The sequence below is a fragment of the Lyngbya sp. PCC 8106 genome (assembly GCF_000169095.1).
Lineage (GTDB): Bacteria > Cyanobacteriota > Cyanobacteriia > Cyanobacteriales > Microcoleaceae > Capilliphycus.
In genome coordinates this window covers 1-14,888 of the sequence record NZ_AAVU01000021.1, presented here as the reverse complement: position 1 = coordinate 14,888, position 14,888 = coordinate 1, and the positions used below count along the sequence as shown (strand labels likewise).

Sequence of the window (14,888 nt, the reverse complement as noted above, 5' to 3'; positions counted from 1 at the left end):
TAATGTCAGAACGATCATTGAACGCTTGGCTATGGAGTCCGGCTGTTTTAGGCGCAAGTTTGATCGCGTCATCCCCTGTATTTGCGGAAATCTCTGTTACCCCAGAAGCAGAATCAAAACGATTAGAAATCGCCACAGATGCTTCTCGATTTCCCACAACTTATCTTGAACCCACAAGATCACAACCATCGGAACAGTTAGCTCAAGTTCCTGTTAATCCTCATAGTGGTGGTGTTGGTTCGCCGCAAAACGTCAGTCAAGTTCAGGTGTCTGATTTGGATACTTCCCTTGATGGTGCTGAAGCTGATTCTTCTCAACAGCTTAATGATTATTTTCGAGAGGGTCGAGGTTCTAAGAAAAAACAGCAAGTCACCTCTGTTTCCCAACTGTCAGATGTTCAACCCACAGACTGGGCTTTTCAGGCGTTACAGTCTCTAGTCGAACGCTATGGCTGTATTGCGGGATATCCGGATGGTACATTCAAAGGAAACCGGGCTTTAACTCGTTATGAGTTTGCGGCGGGTATCAACGCTTGTTTAGAACGAATTAACGAACTGATTAATGCGTCTACTGCGGACTTGGTGACGCGCGAAGATTTGGCGAAATTGCAACGGTTAATGGAAGAATTCGCCGCCGAACTTGCCGCTTTAAGAGGTCGGGTCACGGTTCTCGAAGCCCGGGCGTCTGAACTCGAAGCCAATCAATTCTCCACAACCACCAAGTTAAGAGGGGAAGTGATCTTCTTTATCGGGGATACATTTGGCGATCGCGCCGAATATACGACTGTCGGAGGGCCAAACGTTGAAGATAGTGACGACCCGACACAAAGCTATTTCGGTTATCGGGCGCGTTTAAACTTCGATACCAGCTTTACTGGGGAAGACTTACTGCGAACTCGTTTGGAAGCCAAAGACGTTCCCAACTTGAGTCGTGAAGGCCTGACCAATACTCTGATGACTCGTCTCGGTACTGATGGCGGAGATGGAGACTTTACTCTTGATGACCTTTATTATCGCTTCCCGATTATGAACGGTAAAGGTCAAGTTTACTTCGGTGCCAAGAGTTTGGATTTAGACGATGTTCAAGATCCTCTTAGCCCCTTCCAGAGTACAGGTGGCGGTTCGTCCTCTCGCTTCGGTCGTTACAACCCCACTTCATTGCGGGGACCGGAAGGAACGGGTTTGGCACTCAAGTATCAGCTTAATGATAGAATCCGTATAAATCTTGGATATCTCGCCAGTCAAGATGATGCTCCCGATCCCACTGAAGGTCGAGGTTTGTTTGATGGTAGCCACTCGGCAGCCATTCAAGTTGTCTTTGAACCGACGGATAATATAGCGCTCGCTCTCGATTATAACCGTCGTTATTTCCGCGAGGGTGATGTCAGTGTTAGTGGCGGAACCGGAAGTTTCCTCGCCAACCGTCCCTTTGGCGATAACCCTACAACTAGCGATAACTTGGGCTTCCAGGCGAATTGGAGAATTTCCGATAGTTTTGAGTTAGGCGGTTGGTTGGGTGTCGCGTGGGCTGATGATAAGCCGACTGGCGAAGGGGATGACCTCGATGCAACCATCCTCAACTTTGCGGTAACATTAGCGTTCCCGGATCTCCTCAAAGAAGGGGACTTGGGCGGTATTATCGTGGGGATGCAGCCGAAAGTGGTTTATCACACCCTTGATAATTTAGAAGAAGAAAAAACCGGGATTCACATTGAGGCGTTATATCGTTTCCAACTCAGCGAATACATTGCTTTAATTCCGGCGGTTTTCATTATTACTGACCCTGAACATACCGATGACAATGACACGATTGTTGTAACAACGTTTAGAACTCAATTCCGTTTCTAAAACTAGCGGTTGATTGATTTTAAGTCTCCCATAAACCTGATTTCTTTGAGAAGTCGGGTTTTTTTGTTTTTATTGATAGTCATAAAAATTTCCCGTCAATCTCTAAAAAAACAGATAATGACGGTGATCAAAGAAAGGCTTTTAAATTAAAAATGAGGGTAAATCTATGTAATTGAAGACGAATTAAAAAATCAAAAGTTCCCTCATAAATATCCGGTTTTATTCAAAAAAAGTTGAAGAATAGCTAGAGAAGATCTAACAGAATCATAGAGTGAAACTAAAAACAGCAATTGACCAGGATTTAGGCGTGACTTAACCCTTCTTAAACCCGAAGTTAATTCGTTTTAAGCTCTTGATCTCTGATCACTTCTCCTCACGGCAAAAAAAATCATCAAACTCAGTTTGTTTCGTGTGAGGAAATTAGACGTGTCTAGAACAATTTTACATTTAGGGTTACTCAGCCCCTTTCTTTTGGGTATAACTGCAATTATGGGATCAGGGGCGATCGCAGAAACGTCTCCAACTCCGGCTGAAAACCCTGAATTTGCAGAGTCTCAAACCGATGAACCCACTCAACAATTTGCCCAAGTTTCCAACTCAAATCGCCTTGACCAACTCAACGAATATACCTCCGAAAGTCAAACTCAATCTCAGGTTACTTCCGTTAACCAACTCTCTGATGTACAACCCACAGACTGGGCATTTCAAGCATTACAATCTCTAGTCGAACGCTATGGTTGTATAGCGGGTTATCCGGATGGTACATTCAAAGGAAATCGTGCTTTAACTCGTTATGAATTCGCGGCTGGACTGAATGCTTGTTTAGATCAAGTCACCGAACTCTTAGGGGCTGCAACTTCTAATTTAGTCACTCGTGAAGACTTGGCACTCTTGCAACGTTTACAAGAAGAATTTGCCGCAGAATTAGCCAGTATTCGAGGACGAGTTCTAGCTTTAGAAAGCCGTACTGCTGAACTCGAAGCCAATCAATTTTCAACCACAACTAAACTCACTGGAGAGGTGATCTTTCAGATTGGGGATACTTTTGGCGATCGCTCATTATATAATGTTGCAGGTGGCCCCAACACCGAGGATAGCGATGACCCGACCCAAACCTATTTCGGCTATCGGGCGCGTTTGAACTTTGACACCAGTTTTACCGGGGAAGACTTGCTGAGAACCCGTCTCGAAGCTAAGGATATCCCTAATTTAAGTGATGTCGGCTTGAATAATAGCCTGATGACGCGCACGGGTACTGATGGGATCACAGATGGTTTTGAATTGGATGATTTGTATTATCGCTTTCCTCTGGCCAATGGTCGCGCCCAAGCGTATATTGGGGTCAACAGTCTGGACTTAGACGATATTCAAGATCCCGTTACACCATTTCAAAGTACAGGGGCGGGGGCTGTGTCTCGCTTTGGACGCTATAACCCGACTTCCTTTAGAGGGCCTGAAGGAACGGGTGCTGCGGTAAAATATGCCTTGAATGATAAGGTTCAGGTGAATGTTGGCTATTTGGCGAGTGATGAAGATGCGCCAGATGCGACTGAAGGACGAGGGTTATTTAATGGCAGTAATACGGCGTCTGCACAGGTGTTATTTGAACCGAGTGATCGCATTGGAATTGGCTTAGAATATAACCGTCGTTATTTCCGTGATGGGGATGTGAATGTTAGCGGGGGAACGGGAAGTTTTATTGCAAATCGTCCGTTTGGAGAGAATGCGACGACCAGTGATAATTTAGGGGTACAAGTTAACTGGAAGCTGTTAAAAAACTTTGAACTGGGCGGTTGGTTTGGTTCGAGTTGGGCGCATCAAGAAACCGGGGGCGAAGATGAAGCAACAATTTTGAATTGGGCGGTAACGTTGGCGTTTCCAGATGCTATTCGAGAGGGAGATTTAGGGGGAGTTATTGTCGGAATGCCGCCGAAAGTTGTTGATCACGATATTAACAATTTAGAAGATCGGGATACTTCGGTTCATCTTGAGGCGTTTTATCGCTTTCAATTGAATGATAATGTGGGGATTATTCCGGGATTTTATATGGTTACTGATCCGGATCACAATAGCGACAATGATACCACTTGGGTCGGTACATTGAGAACTCAATTTCGCTTTTAAAGACTTTTGACTTTTGTAGAGGCGTTGCATTCTATTTAATGATAGTCAACGTCTCTCAGTCGTCAAACAAAATTATAGCAGGTCGTACTGGTGTATTGACAAATAAATGAAATTGAGAAACTCTCAAACCTTTACTGAAAGAGCTTTTAAACTTCCTATTGTCTTTTGCCTGATAACTGCTTTACATTTCTGCTTAATGCTATAACTCACTTCTTTCTATACAAAAATGCTTAAATCTACAGCGATAGTTAAATCGTATCAAGAGATTTAAGCCTTTTGAATAAATTTAGCAGCTCAAAGCAGAAGATATTAATAAGCTTCTACAAAAACCGCATTCATCTTGAGCGAACGGGGATAATTTCCGAGTCTTGAATCAACCAAGATTGTATTGATTTTTGTTTGTTTAAACTAATTTTTCTGGAAGTCGAAGATAAAGAATTTTGAGACTGAACAGAATGTTTTTCAACCTGATTTACAAATGCTTGAGTCTTAATCCAATTGCCAAAATTAGGCATTTCTTGCTTACAATGGGGACAATACCAATAAATTTGGGAATGACGGATATGACGAAGTAGAGTAGATGAGCAGCAAGGACAATTATTCATAATTCAACTTCGTTAAAATTTGGATAGGATGTGAAAATCAATTAAACAATTAAAGGACTCATTAACGTTTAGCTTTGACTAAAACAGTCAGCCTGCAAAAATTCGGTAAATAAAAGACGTTCCTTAAAAGAAGTTTCCGCCTGTAAAAGTTGTTTGGCTGGATCACTGAGTCGGAGTTGACCATTTGTTGTTAATCTAAAATCTTCACCGAGAATTAATGGACTATTCTTCAGTTTGGATAAAGCTAATTGTTGTGCCAACCCTTTTAAATCCAGTTCAGGCATGAGATAATCAGGATGCTGTACAATCCAGCGATAAGTTTGAGGATCAGTTTGGGCAACATGATGAACCGCTTCTGCTAAAACTTTTTCAATCTCTGTTAAACTCGGTAAACTGATCAAAAAGTTTTTCAAAATCTCCAGCTTGGCTTGGTTTTGAACCTGGAGGACATCAACAGCAATTTCAATGTAGGATTGATACTCCTGGGGCTGAGATTGGCATAAAACGGATCGATAATTGGTTAAAAGAGAGAATGGGTTCAATGCTATTTTCTGTTTTAATCAAGATAAGGTTGTTTAAAGGGACTCAGAGTGAATAGATGATTTCCAAAATCAAGGGGTTATCTAGTTTATTAACCGTTCTCAATGAAAATCATCTCAGCTCTGGGGTGTTTGACTATAGTTCTTATGGTAACTGATCAATGTGAGGATTTTGTGAGGGGAAATCCGTACAATTTTAAGTTTTTCTTAACAAGATTTAACTTGAAGTTTACTTTATTTTTTGATATACCACAAGATATACGATGAGTTGGATAACCTCATACCTAAATATCCCACACCAAAAATTCTCGAATTTGATCAACTAAGTTCTGCGCCTCAAAGGGTTTAATAATGATACCACTGACCCCTAAATTGGCATATTCTTGTTGTTCACTACCTTTTGCCTTCGCTGTTAAGAAAATAGTTGGAATGTGTTGAGTTTGGGAATGGGCTTGTAATTGTTTAAAGGTAGCTGGCCCGTCTAAATTGGGCATCATCACATCCAATAAAATCGCATCTGGTTGTTGGGCGATCGCTATTTTTAGCCCTTCTTGTCCACCCGAAGCCGTCATCACTTCCCATCGGGCGACAGCTTCTAAAGTAATTTGAATAATATCACGCACACCATCTTCATCATCAATCACCAAAATCCGTTTATTATTCATGGTAATTTTCCTCAGATATCTTCACCGGAATACTAAAATAAAAACAACTTTCTTGATCAAGAACGCTTTCAACCCAAATTATACCGCCATGTTGTTCAACAATACTTCGACAAATCGCCAAACCTAAACCTGTTCCTCCTTTTTGGCGAGAGTCTGACGCATCAACTTGCTGAAAGCGCTCAAAAATACTCTCCATTTTCTCTAGGGGAATTCCTCGACCTTGATCACGAACACAAAACAATACACTCGCGATCGGAGTCTCACCACCAAATGTCCGCCATTCCGCTTCTACACTTAACTGAATCGTTGATCCACTGTCTGAGAATTTAATCGCATTACTAATCAAATTGGTCAACACTTGAATCATGCGATCGCCATCGGCTTCAAATTCAATATCTTGGGGTAATATCTCCAGTTTAATCCCCGTGCGATTTGCCATCACCTGCATTTGATCTTGAGCCACTCGCAATAACTGAGCCGCATTAACGCAATGTTTAACCAGTTTAATTCGGCCACATTCTAAGCGTTCTAACTCTAGAATATCATTGACTAATCTGACTAAACGTTCGGTACTTTCTGCGGCAATTTTAATCACGTGTTGTCCTCGGGGAGATTCCGGTGCAACCAAACCTGTTGATAATAAATTGAGAGCGCCATGAATTGCGGTTAGGGGAGTTCGTAATTCGTGACTAACAACCGAGATAAACTCATTTTTCATCCGTTCAATGGCATAACGTTCGGTAATATCTTCTCCGATGCTCATGGTACCTAAAGCATCTCCTTGTAAACTTTGTAGGCGAGTATTATTCCAAGCAATAATTTTTTCTTCTCCTGATTTCGTGAGAATCGTATTTTGATAATAGGAATTAAGTTGCTGTTTGAGGATTTCTTGGAAATATTGATACACTGGAGATCTTTGAGAAGCAGGTAAAAAAGTTGTAAACCAATCTTGTCCTAAAAGTTCAGTTTGAGTATATCCAGTTAATTCTAAGAAAAAGGGATTAACATAGTCAATGATTCCTTGATCATTTAAACCAACAACGGCTAAATGAACATTTTCCAATAAAGAGCGCCAACGTCGTTCAGATTCCTGTAACGTTGCTTCGGCTTGTTTGCGATCATTAATATCAGTAATTGAACCCACAAACCCTTTGATTTCTCCTTTTATATCTATTTCTACGACAGCTTGACCAAACACCCAAGTAATCATTCCATCAGTTCGTTGAAAGCGATATTCTAACTGAAAAGAACAGCGATCACACACGGCTTGTTTCCAAGCTTGAATCACTCGATCTCGATCATCAGGATGGAGGGTTTGTATCCAACCTTGACCTAAAGATTGTTCTAGGGAAAGTCCAGCAATTTGACACCAGCGTTCATTGACATACAAACAGTTTCCCACAGCATCGCTGCGAAAAATACCCACAGGAGAAACTTCAGCTAAAGTTGCATAACGTTGTTCACTTTCTCGCAAGGCGGTTTCAGCCTGTTGACGTTCTTTAAAGGCGGCGACTCGTTCACTAATATCTCGTAAAATTGCGGTGTAGGTAATCGTATTTCCTAATTGTAGTCGAGAAATAGAAGCTTCGGCCGGAAATTCCTGACCATTCTGACGACGCCCCGAAATTTCTCTATTTTCTCCCATATTACGGGCGGTTTGAGAGTGTTTTCTAAAGGTTTTAATATGTTCACAGTGAGTTGCTGAAAAGCGTCGGGGGAGTAATAGATCTAAAGCTTGATTTAAAACTTCTTCAGATTGATAACCAAAGATTTTTTCTGCTCCTTTATTAAAGAGAATAATTTGATGAGCTTCGTTGACTGAAATAATCGCATCATTGGCATTATCTAATATTCCGGCTAAACGAGCTTCTGAGGCTAATAATTCTTCGGCTAAAATGGCTCTGGCTTCTATTTCTCGCTGAAGTTTGGCATTGCTCTTTTCGAGTTGACTGGTGCGTTGATCAACTAAATATTCTAAGTGATCGCGGTATTGTTGTAACTCGAGTTCGGCTTGTTTGCGATCGCTAATATCGTGATAAACTCCGATCACGGCCACTGTTTCCCCTTGGTGATCAAAAATAGGAACAACAATTGTATCACAAATTCCTTGAGTTTTATTTTCCCGAATAAAGGTCATTTCACTCAACCAATAGCCTTGTTTTTTGATGTGTTCGAGCATTGTTTGAGTGGGCATTGGAGTTTGTTCAGGATAATGAACTAAGGCTGAAGTTTTACCCACAACTTCACTGTGACTATAGCCAAACATTCTTTCTGCGCCGGGGTTCCAGTCAATAATTCGACCTGTAAGGTCGGTCATAATTACCCCATCATAAATTTGTTCAAAAATCAGAGCGTGTCGTTGCAAGGTTTGTTCGGCTTGTTTGTACTCGCTAATATCAGTCGCAATAAAAACAACGCTGTTAAAGGTACTATTCATCCAAATTGGAGCAAGTTGAGCTGTATAGGCGCGAATTTCTCCAGTGGAGTTAGGAATAATATATTCTAGACTTTGTACCTGTCCAGTCGTAAAAACTTGTTCGATAATTTGAGTGATGTTGGGTTGCTTTTCGGGCGGAAAACAATCAATTAATAAATTTCCTAAAACTTGTTCTTGGGTGACATTTTCATAAGTACGATTCGCAAATAAAACTCTGCCTTGGCGGTCTAATTCATAGATATAAATAGGAGCATTAGAGGTGATTGAATGTAAGCGTTGAGCGAGACTACGATAGCGAATTTCACTGTCTTTGAGAGCAAACTGAGCCTGTTTGCGGACGTTAATATCGATCCAATACCCCACAATTTCTAGGGGTTTTCCTTGTGAATCAGTGACTAATCGGAGTTCATCTTGTATCCAGTGATAAGTTCCATCTCCATGTAAAAAACGGTATTCATAGCTATGTTTTCCTTGTTCAAAAACGCGAGGGAATTCAGCAAAGATTCGGCAAGCATCTTCAGGATGAATATGTGTTGCCCAAAAGCCTGTATCTGCAAATTTTTGACTCTCATAACCTAAAACGGACTGCACATTATCGCTGATAAAAGTTATACATTCATGTCCAGAAGTTGGACTCGAATAAATCACTACAGGACTAGATTGAATCAGGTGTTGCAGTCGGGCTTGAGCCATTTGTAACTGATCTTTGTTGAGTTGATGTTCATTGAGGTCTTGTAAAACTTTTTGATTGGCTTTAGCGAGGGTTTGAATTGAGAGAGAGAGTTGTTGTTCGAGTTTGGTTTGAGTGGTTTTCAACTTGTTAATTTGGGCGAGATATTGAGCGGTTTTCTGCCCAATAAAAATACCAACTATTCCCAGAATTATTAGAGTTAAACCCGCTTCCCATAAACTCACTGTAGGAGCAGTTAGAGTTAAATAAACAAAATAGATAATAATCGGTACAATACTGAGTAATACCGTTCTGAGTCCTCCCCAACTGGCAATTAAAGCAATTACCCCAATCATCCCCAACTTAGTATGGGGTAAAAATTCAACTTTTGGATCAAAAACGGCAAGAAACAGGGTTAAAATCAGTGTTATTATTCCTCCTGTCCACAGAGAAGGTTTTAAGTGAAATCGGGAGGTTAGCCAAATGAAAGGGGAAGGAAACATCACAAATTATTTATACCTAAGCTGGAATAGACACTCTATCCCAATTTTGATCTATTGATATTTTTTTAATCGCTCGTTATTTTTCGTCGCAGTTGATTCCGTTCTAAACAATTGAGAACTCGAGCAATAAATTCAGGTTCAACGAGGGGTTTTTGAATATAATCATCAGCCCCGGCATTCCAAACCTGCTCAACAATTTGACGGTTGCGTTCCTCTGAGAGAATAATAATCGATAAATCTTGCCAACGGGGATCATTGCGAACAACTTGGCAAAGTTCAACCCCACTGAGATCAGGCATGGCAAAATCTAAAATTAACAATTCTGGTGTAGATTGTTCTAAAGTTTGCCAAAATTGTTGTGGATCATCGAGTAAAATTAAGTAAAATCCCCAAGGTTCTAACACACTTCTGATCCGATCTAAAATCTCCGGTTCATTGTCAACAATTAGAATACTCGCTCGTTTAGGAGAACTTGGAGATAATACTCGTGTGATGGTATCCAAAACTTGAGACGGAGAAATCGGTTTTTGCAGAAATCCTCGTCCACCCAAACGTGCAACTTTAACGCGATCCGCAAAGCTTTCTTTTGCTGTAAATACAATCACAGGTAAAGATGTAGAATGAGAGTTGAGTTCTTCAAGCAGTTCAAATCCGGCTTCTGTGGAGTCTGGAAAACTCAAGTCTAATAAAACAATATCCAGTGGATTTTCTGCAATTAAAGTTCGCGCTTGTTGGGGAGAAATAGCAATTTCGGTATAAATTTTACGGGTGTTTGCAACTGTTGCAATTCCTTCAGCTAGAGCGAGATCATCATCGACAATTAATAATCGAGTCGTTGAACTCTCCGAAAGTTCCTCCACATTAACCGTCGGTTCCAATAAAATAGAAGGCATAACCTCAGGATCAGAAACACTCAATTCACTGTTGATATCCAGCAACAAAGCAGACAATTGTACAATTCTTTCTGGAGAGAGTAGAGTCTCCCCGTTTAACATTTGTTCGATTTCACGACAGTATTGAGACGCCTGACTAAACCCAAAACTTCCTAAAGAACCGGCCAGAGTGTGAGCTTGTTCGAGGGCTTGTTGCTGTAAACTGCTATCAAGAAGACCTGTTTTTAACGCTTTAGTCGCTTGTTCGAGGATCGCAATTCGGGTGAGATAGCTTTCTCGGTGTTTTTTCCAAATCGTGCTTAAATTAAAAGTTGTTGGTGAATTAGCAATCGCCGGAGTTGATTCAGGGGGAGCCAGTGTATCATTGGGTGGAGCAGTTGATTTGAGTCGATATCCCAACCCATAAACCGTTTCAATCAGATCCCGAACGGCGCCGCTTTGTTTAAGTTTTTGTCGCAAACCTTTAATTTGGGTTCGCACAGCCGACTCTGAGGGCGGATCATCAAAAGACCAAAGATGATCAAGTAATGCACTTTGGCTGAAAATTCGATGGGGATGACGCAAAAATAATTCTAAGAGTTCGTATTCCTTGGCGGTGAGTTTCAGCAGTTTGTCGCCGTAGGTGACTTGACAATTTTTCGGATCAAGTCGTAAACTTCCCCATTCCAAGATAGGGGATAAAGCGCTGTTACCCCGACGCAACAAAGCGCGAATTCTAGCTAAAAGTTCGGAGACTTCAAAGGGTTTAACCAGATAATCATCTGCTCCGGCGTCCAATCCTTCGACTTTTTGAGAGCTACTATTTTGAGCAGTCATCAATAACACCGGGGTAAAATCACCTTGATTTCTCAACCGTTTACAGAAGTTAATCCCATCGAGTTTGGGGAGCAGTAAGTCAAGCAAAATCAAATCATAGGTTAATGCTTCTGCTAATTCCCAACCCATTAGACCATCCCATGCGAGATCAACGGCGTAACGTTGATGGGTGAGTGCATCTTCGAGTCCTTGCGCTAGTCCTTTGTCATCTTCCACCAACAGAATTCTCACGGCGACTGATTCTCCTCCCTTTGAGCATAATCGACTTCTTTTTGTCGCTCCCAGATCAAGGCTGATTTGAAGAAAGTGTCTTGATCCCAAGAGTGATAGGCGAAGAGCGGGTTCTGTTTACTTGTGATTAAGGACGATTTGAATTTCTGGTATTTTTATATTGTAGAGGACAAAAAGCATTTTGGAGCTGACTCAACAAAACAGCTCCCAAAGCCTACGCCCTGGAAGCTGTCTTGTTTATACTAACCCGTCTCTATATCAGATTTGGCTGACGGGATTGATCGGCTAGTCTTTTTATCAACTTTGACTAGCGGGATTTATGAGGATTTTTATCAGTGTTTATACAATAACGAAAGATTGTGAGGATTTTGTGAGGGTGGCGGTGGTAACGGATGGGTTGATTGTGGGTTTTTGGATTTTGGCTTTTTTAACGGATGGGGTTCGGGAATGGATGGGGTTCGGTAACGGATGGGTTGATTGTGGGTTTTTGGATTTTGGCTTTTTTAACGGATGGGTTGATTGTGGGTTTTTGGGGTTGATGCTGTTGGAAGCGGATGGGGTAACGGATGGGTTAATTGTGGGTTTTTTGGATTTTGGCTTTTTTAACGGATGGGGTAATTGTGGGTTTTTGGGGTTGATGCTGTTGGAAGCGGATGGGGTAACGGATGGGTTAATTGTGGGTTTTTTGGATTTTGGCTTTTTTAACGGATGGGGTAATTGTGGGTTTTTGGGGTTGATGCTGTTGGAAGCGGATGGGGTAACGGATGGGTTAATTGTGGGTTTTTTGGATTTTGGCTTTTTTAACGGATGGGGTAATTGTGGGTTTTTGGGGTTGATGCTGTTGGAAGCGGATGGGGTAACGGATGGGTTAATTGTGGGTTTTTTGGATTTTGGCTTTTTTAACGGATGGGGTAATTGTGGGTTGTGTTGGGGTGTGGTGAGGTTAATGGGTTGGGAATGGATGGGATAAATGGGGGGAATCAGAATATAATCGTTAAGCGTATGAGTTTGGGGTTTAAGCTGAAGGCTATTTTAGCTCAAAATGCGAATCTTTGGTTTTTGAGTCCTGTTTGAATTATAAATGAACGTTCTAGGTGTAAAACTGTATCAACTCTAACACCTGTTTCGCTCCTCTGATTACTGAGTTTGCTCGCCTTTTTGATGAAGTGCAATGATTAATTCTCGTATTCGAGTGGCGGTTGTCCTCGGAACTCGCCCTGAAGCGATAAAACTGGCTCCTGTCATTCAACAGTTACAACTATCTTCTGACTTTGAGACTCATGTTATTTTAACGGGTCAGCATCGAGAAATGGTTAAACAGGTGATGCAACTGTTTGACTTAGATGCCGATTATAATTTAGAGATTATGCAGCGATCGCAAACGTTAACCGATATTACTTGGCGGAGTTTGCAGGGGCTAGAGGGTTTATTCCAACAGTTACGTCCTGATATTATTATTGTTCAGGGAGACACCACAACGGCGTTTGCAGCGGCTTTGGCTGCTTTTTATCAAAAAATCCCGGTCGGTCATGTAGAAGCGGGGTTACGCACCAATGATCTGCTGAACCCCTATCCGGAAGAAGCAAACCGACGTCTGATTTCTCAACTAACTCAGTTTCATTTTGCACCCACAACCCAAGCGGTGGACAATTTGCGGAATTCGGGGGTTTTGGGGGAAGTTCATCACACTGGAAATACGGTAATTGATGCGTTGTTATCGGTGGTGAAATGTCAACCCGAGTTAAAAGTTGCTGAGGGGAGTTGGAGTCAATATCGACTGATTTTAGCCACGGTTCATCGTCGGGAAAATTGGGGAATTCCTCTGACTCAAATTGCGGAAAGTTTTTTAAAGATTTTAGATGATTTTCCTGATACAGCTTTACTTTTACCTTTACATCGTAATCCGACTGTCCGAGAACCGTTACAAAAAATATTAGGAAATCATCCGAGAATATTTTTAACAGAACCACTTGATTATGCTGAATTAGTGGCTGCAATTGATCGGTGTTATTTTGTCTTAACTGATTCGGGAGGACTACAAGAAGAAGCCCCCAGTTTAGGAAAACCCGTCTTGGTTTTACGAAAAACGACAGAACGACCGGAAGCGATTACTGCGGGAACAGCCAAATTAGTTGGCACAGAAACAGCAGAAATTGTGGAAGCAGCAACCGAATTATTGAATAATATAAATACCTATCAAAAAATGGCAACCGCCATTAATCCGTTTGGAGATGGTCATGCTGCCGAATACATCGTTCAGATTATTAGGAGTCATTTTGAGGGGAAAGATCGATCTTAAAGAACTCCTAAAAGTCTTGGAAAACTTTGAGTCGATGTTTGAGTTAACCTCCAGCAACCGCCGGAACAATACTCACCTCATCCCCATCTTTTAGTTCGGTTTTTGTTCCGTCTAAAAAGCGGATATCTTCGCTATTCACATAAAAGTTGAGAAAGCGGCGAGGTTCACCTTTTTCATCACAAAGGCTATTTTTGATTCCCGGACAATGGGTTTCTAAGGAATCAATCAATTCAAGAATATTGCTGCCTTCACATTGCAGAGTGGCTTGATTATTCGTGAATTTTTGCAAAGGAGTCGGGACTAATACTTTAACCGCCATATCGATTTTTGAGAGTAATATTTGGATAAATTTACAGTGAACAATCCGGTCAAGTTTAGGGACAGGTTTATTAACCCATCCCCTGAGTTTTTGGAATTAAACCAAAACTTCTTGCCATTCTAAACGGTCTAAGGTGCGGGCGCGTTCTAAAGCGTTTTCAAAGCTTTCTAACTTCGCGTCAATGGTTAGAGGTTCGCCCACATAACCCTGAACTGCTTCTTGAGTCTTTAAGCCATTGCCCGTAATGTAAACAACCGTTGTTTCATCGGGATCAATTTTACCCGCTTCGACTAATTTTTTCAATACGGCAATTGTGGTTCCGCCTGCGGTTTCTGTGAAAATACCTTCAGTTTCCGCTAAAAGCTTCATGCCTTCAATCACTTCAGCATCGTTAACGGACTCAATATGACCGTTTGTTTTGCGGGCGACTTCTAGGGCATAAACTCCATCTGCTGGATTTCCAATTGCAATTGATTTTGCAATAGTATTCGGTTTAACTGGAGTGATAAAATCTCGGCCTTCTGCAAATGCTTGGGCGACGGGAGAACATCCTTCTGCTTGGGCGCCACTGAAGCGAACGGCTTTATCTTCCACTAAGCCAACTTTGACAAATTCTTGGAATCCTTTATAGATTTTAGTATACAAAGAACCAGAGGCAATCGGTGCCACAACATGATCAGGAAGTTTCCATCCTAACTGTTCAGCGACTTCATAACCGAGGGTTTTTGAACCTTCTGAATAGTAGGGACGCAGGTTAATATTTACAAATCCCCAACCGTGAGTATTTGCAACTTCTGAACAGAGGCGGTTTACTTGGTCATAGTTGCCTTTGACGGCCATCAAAATCGGGTTGTAAATTAAAGTCCCGAGGATTTTTCCGGCTTCTAAGTCAGAGGGAATAAATACACAACAGTCAAGCCCTGCTTTCGCAGCAATAGCA

Annotated in this window: 11 protein-coding genes; 4 read left to right on the top strand and 7 right to left on the bottom strand. The window is 41.6% G+C overall.

Annotation, left to right across the window (positions count from 1 at the left end; all coding sequences use genetic code 11):
- Positions 1–2 precede the first annotated feature (2 nt).
- Together L8106_RS15200 and L8106_RS15195 are read left to right on the top strand one after the other, a co-directional pair.
- Positions 3–1,847 carry an iron uptake porin gene (locus tag L8106_RS15200; RefSeq protein ID WP_009785229.1) on the top strand — a complete coding sequence of 615 codons (1,845 nt, stop codon included), beginning with the start codon at positions 3–5 and terminating at the stop codon, positions 1,845–1,847.
- Between the two features lie 426 nt (positions 1,848–2,273).
- Positions 2,274–3,971 carry an iron uptake porin gene (locus L8106_RS15195; protein ID WP_009785228.1) on the top strand — a complete coding sequence of 566 codons (1,698 nt, stop codon included), beginning with the start codon at positions 2,274–2,276 and terminating at the stop codon, positions 3,969–3,971.
- A 335-nt stretch (positions 3,972–4,306) separates the two neighbouring features.
- On the opposite strand, the gene L8106_RS15190 is transcribed toward L8106_RS15195, so the two are convergent.
- The 5 genes from L8106_RS15190 to L8106_RS15170 form a co-directional block, all read right to left on the bottom strand.
- On the bottom strand, positions 4,307–4,576 hold the full coding sequence (locus tag L8106_RS15190; protein ID WP_071941396.1) for a hypothetical protein: 270 nt from the start codon (positions 4,574–4,576) through the stop codon (positions 4,307–4,309).
- A gap of 68 nt (positions 4,577–4,644) precedes the next feature.
- A complete protein-coding gene (locus L8106_RS15185; protein WP_009785226.1) occupies positions 4,645–5,118 on the bottom strand; it encodes a hypothetical protein in 474 nt (157 codons plus the stop codon).
- Positions 5,119–5,399: 281 nt separating this feature from the next.
- On the bottom strand, positions 5,400–5,780 hold the full coding sequence (locus L8106_RS15180) for a response regulator (RefSeq protein ID WP_009785224.1): 381 nt from the start codon (positions 5,778–5,780) through the stop codon (positions 5,400–5,402).
- Complete coding sequence (locus tag L8106_RS29665) at positions 5,773–9,390, bottom strand: PAS domain S-box protein (protein WP_009785223.1); 3,618 nt, start codon at positions 9,388–9,390, stop codon at positions 5,773–5,775. Before L8106_RS29665 ends, L8106_RS15180 begins: the two co-directional genes overlap by 8 nt.
- Positions 9,391–9,455: 65 nt before the next feature.
- Positions 9,456–11,330 carry a response regulator gene (locus L8106_RS15170; RefSeq protein ID WP_009785222.1) on the bottom strand — a complete coding sequence of 625 codons (1,875 nt, stop codon included), beginning with the start codon at positions 11,328–11,330 and terminating at the stop codon, positions 9,456–9,458.
- Positions 11,331–11,706: 376 nt separating this feature from the next.
- Between L8106_RS15170 and L8106_RS15165 the strand changes: the two genes are divergently transcribed.
- Both L8106_RS15165 and wecB read left to right on the top strand, forming a co-directional pair.
- The gene (locus tag L8106_RS15165) at positions 11,707–12,300 is read left to right on the top strand and encodes a hypothetical protein (protein ID WP_009785221.1); all 594 of its coding nucleotides are present in this window, start codon (positions 11,707–11,709) and stop codon (positions 12,298–12,300) included.
- Between the two features lie 201 nt (positions 12,301–12,501).
- Positions 12,502–13,629, top strand: coding sequence for a non-hydrolyzing UDP-N-acetylglucosamine 2-epimerase (wecB, locus tag L8106_RS15160; protein WP_009785219.1), 1,128 nt, complete (start codon positions 12,502–12,504; stop codon positions 13,627–13,629).
- Between the two features lie 43 nt (positions 13,630–13,672).
- Here the strand turns inward: wecB and L8106_RS15155 are convergent, their stop codons facing one another.
- Both L8106_RS15155 and thrC read right to left on the bottom strand, forming a co-directional pair.
- Positions 13,673–13,948 (bottom strand): MoaD/ThiS family protein, encoded by a 276-nt coding sequence (locus tag L8106_RS15155; RefSeq protein ID WP_009785218.1) that lies wholly within the window; start codon positions 13,946–13,948, stop codon positions 13,673–13,675.
- A 96-nt stretch (positions 13,949–14,044) separates the two neighbouring features.
- The coding region (thrC, locus tag L8106_RS15150) for a threonine synthase (protein WP_009785217.1) at positions 14,045–14,888 on the bottom strand (844 nt) is incomplete at its 5' end.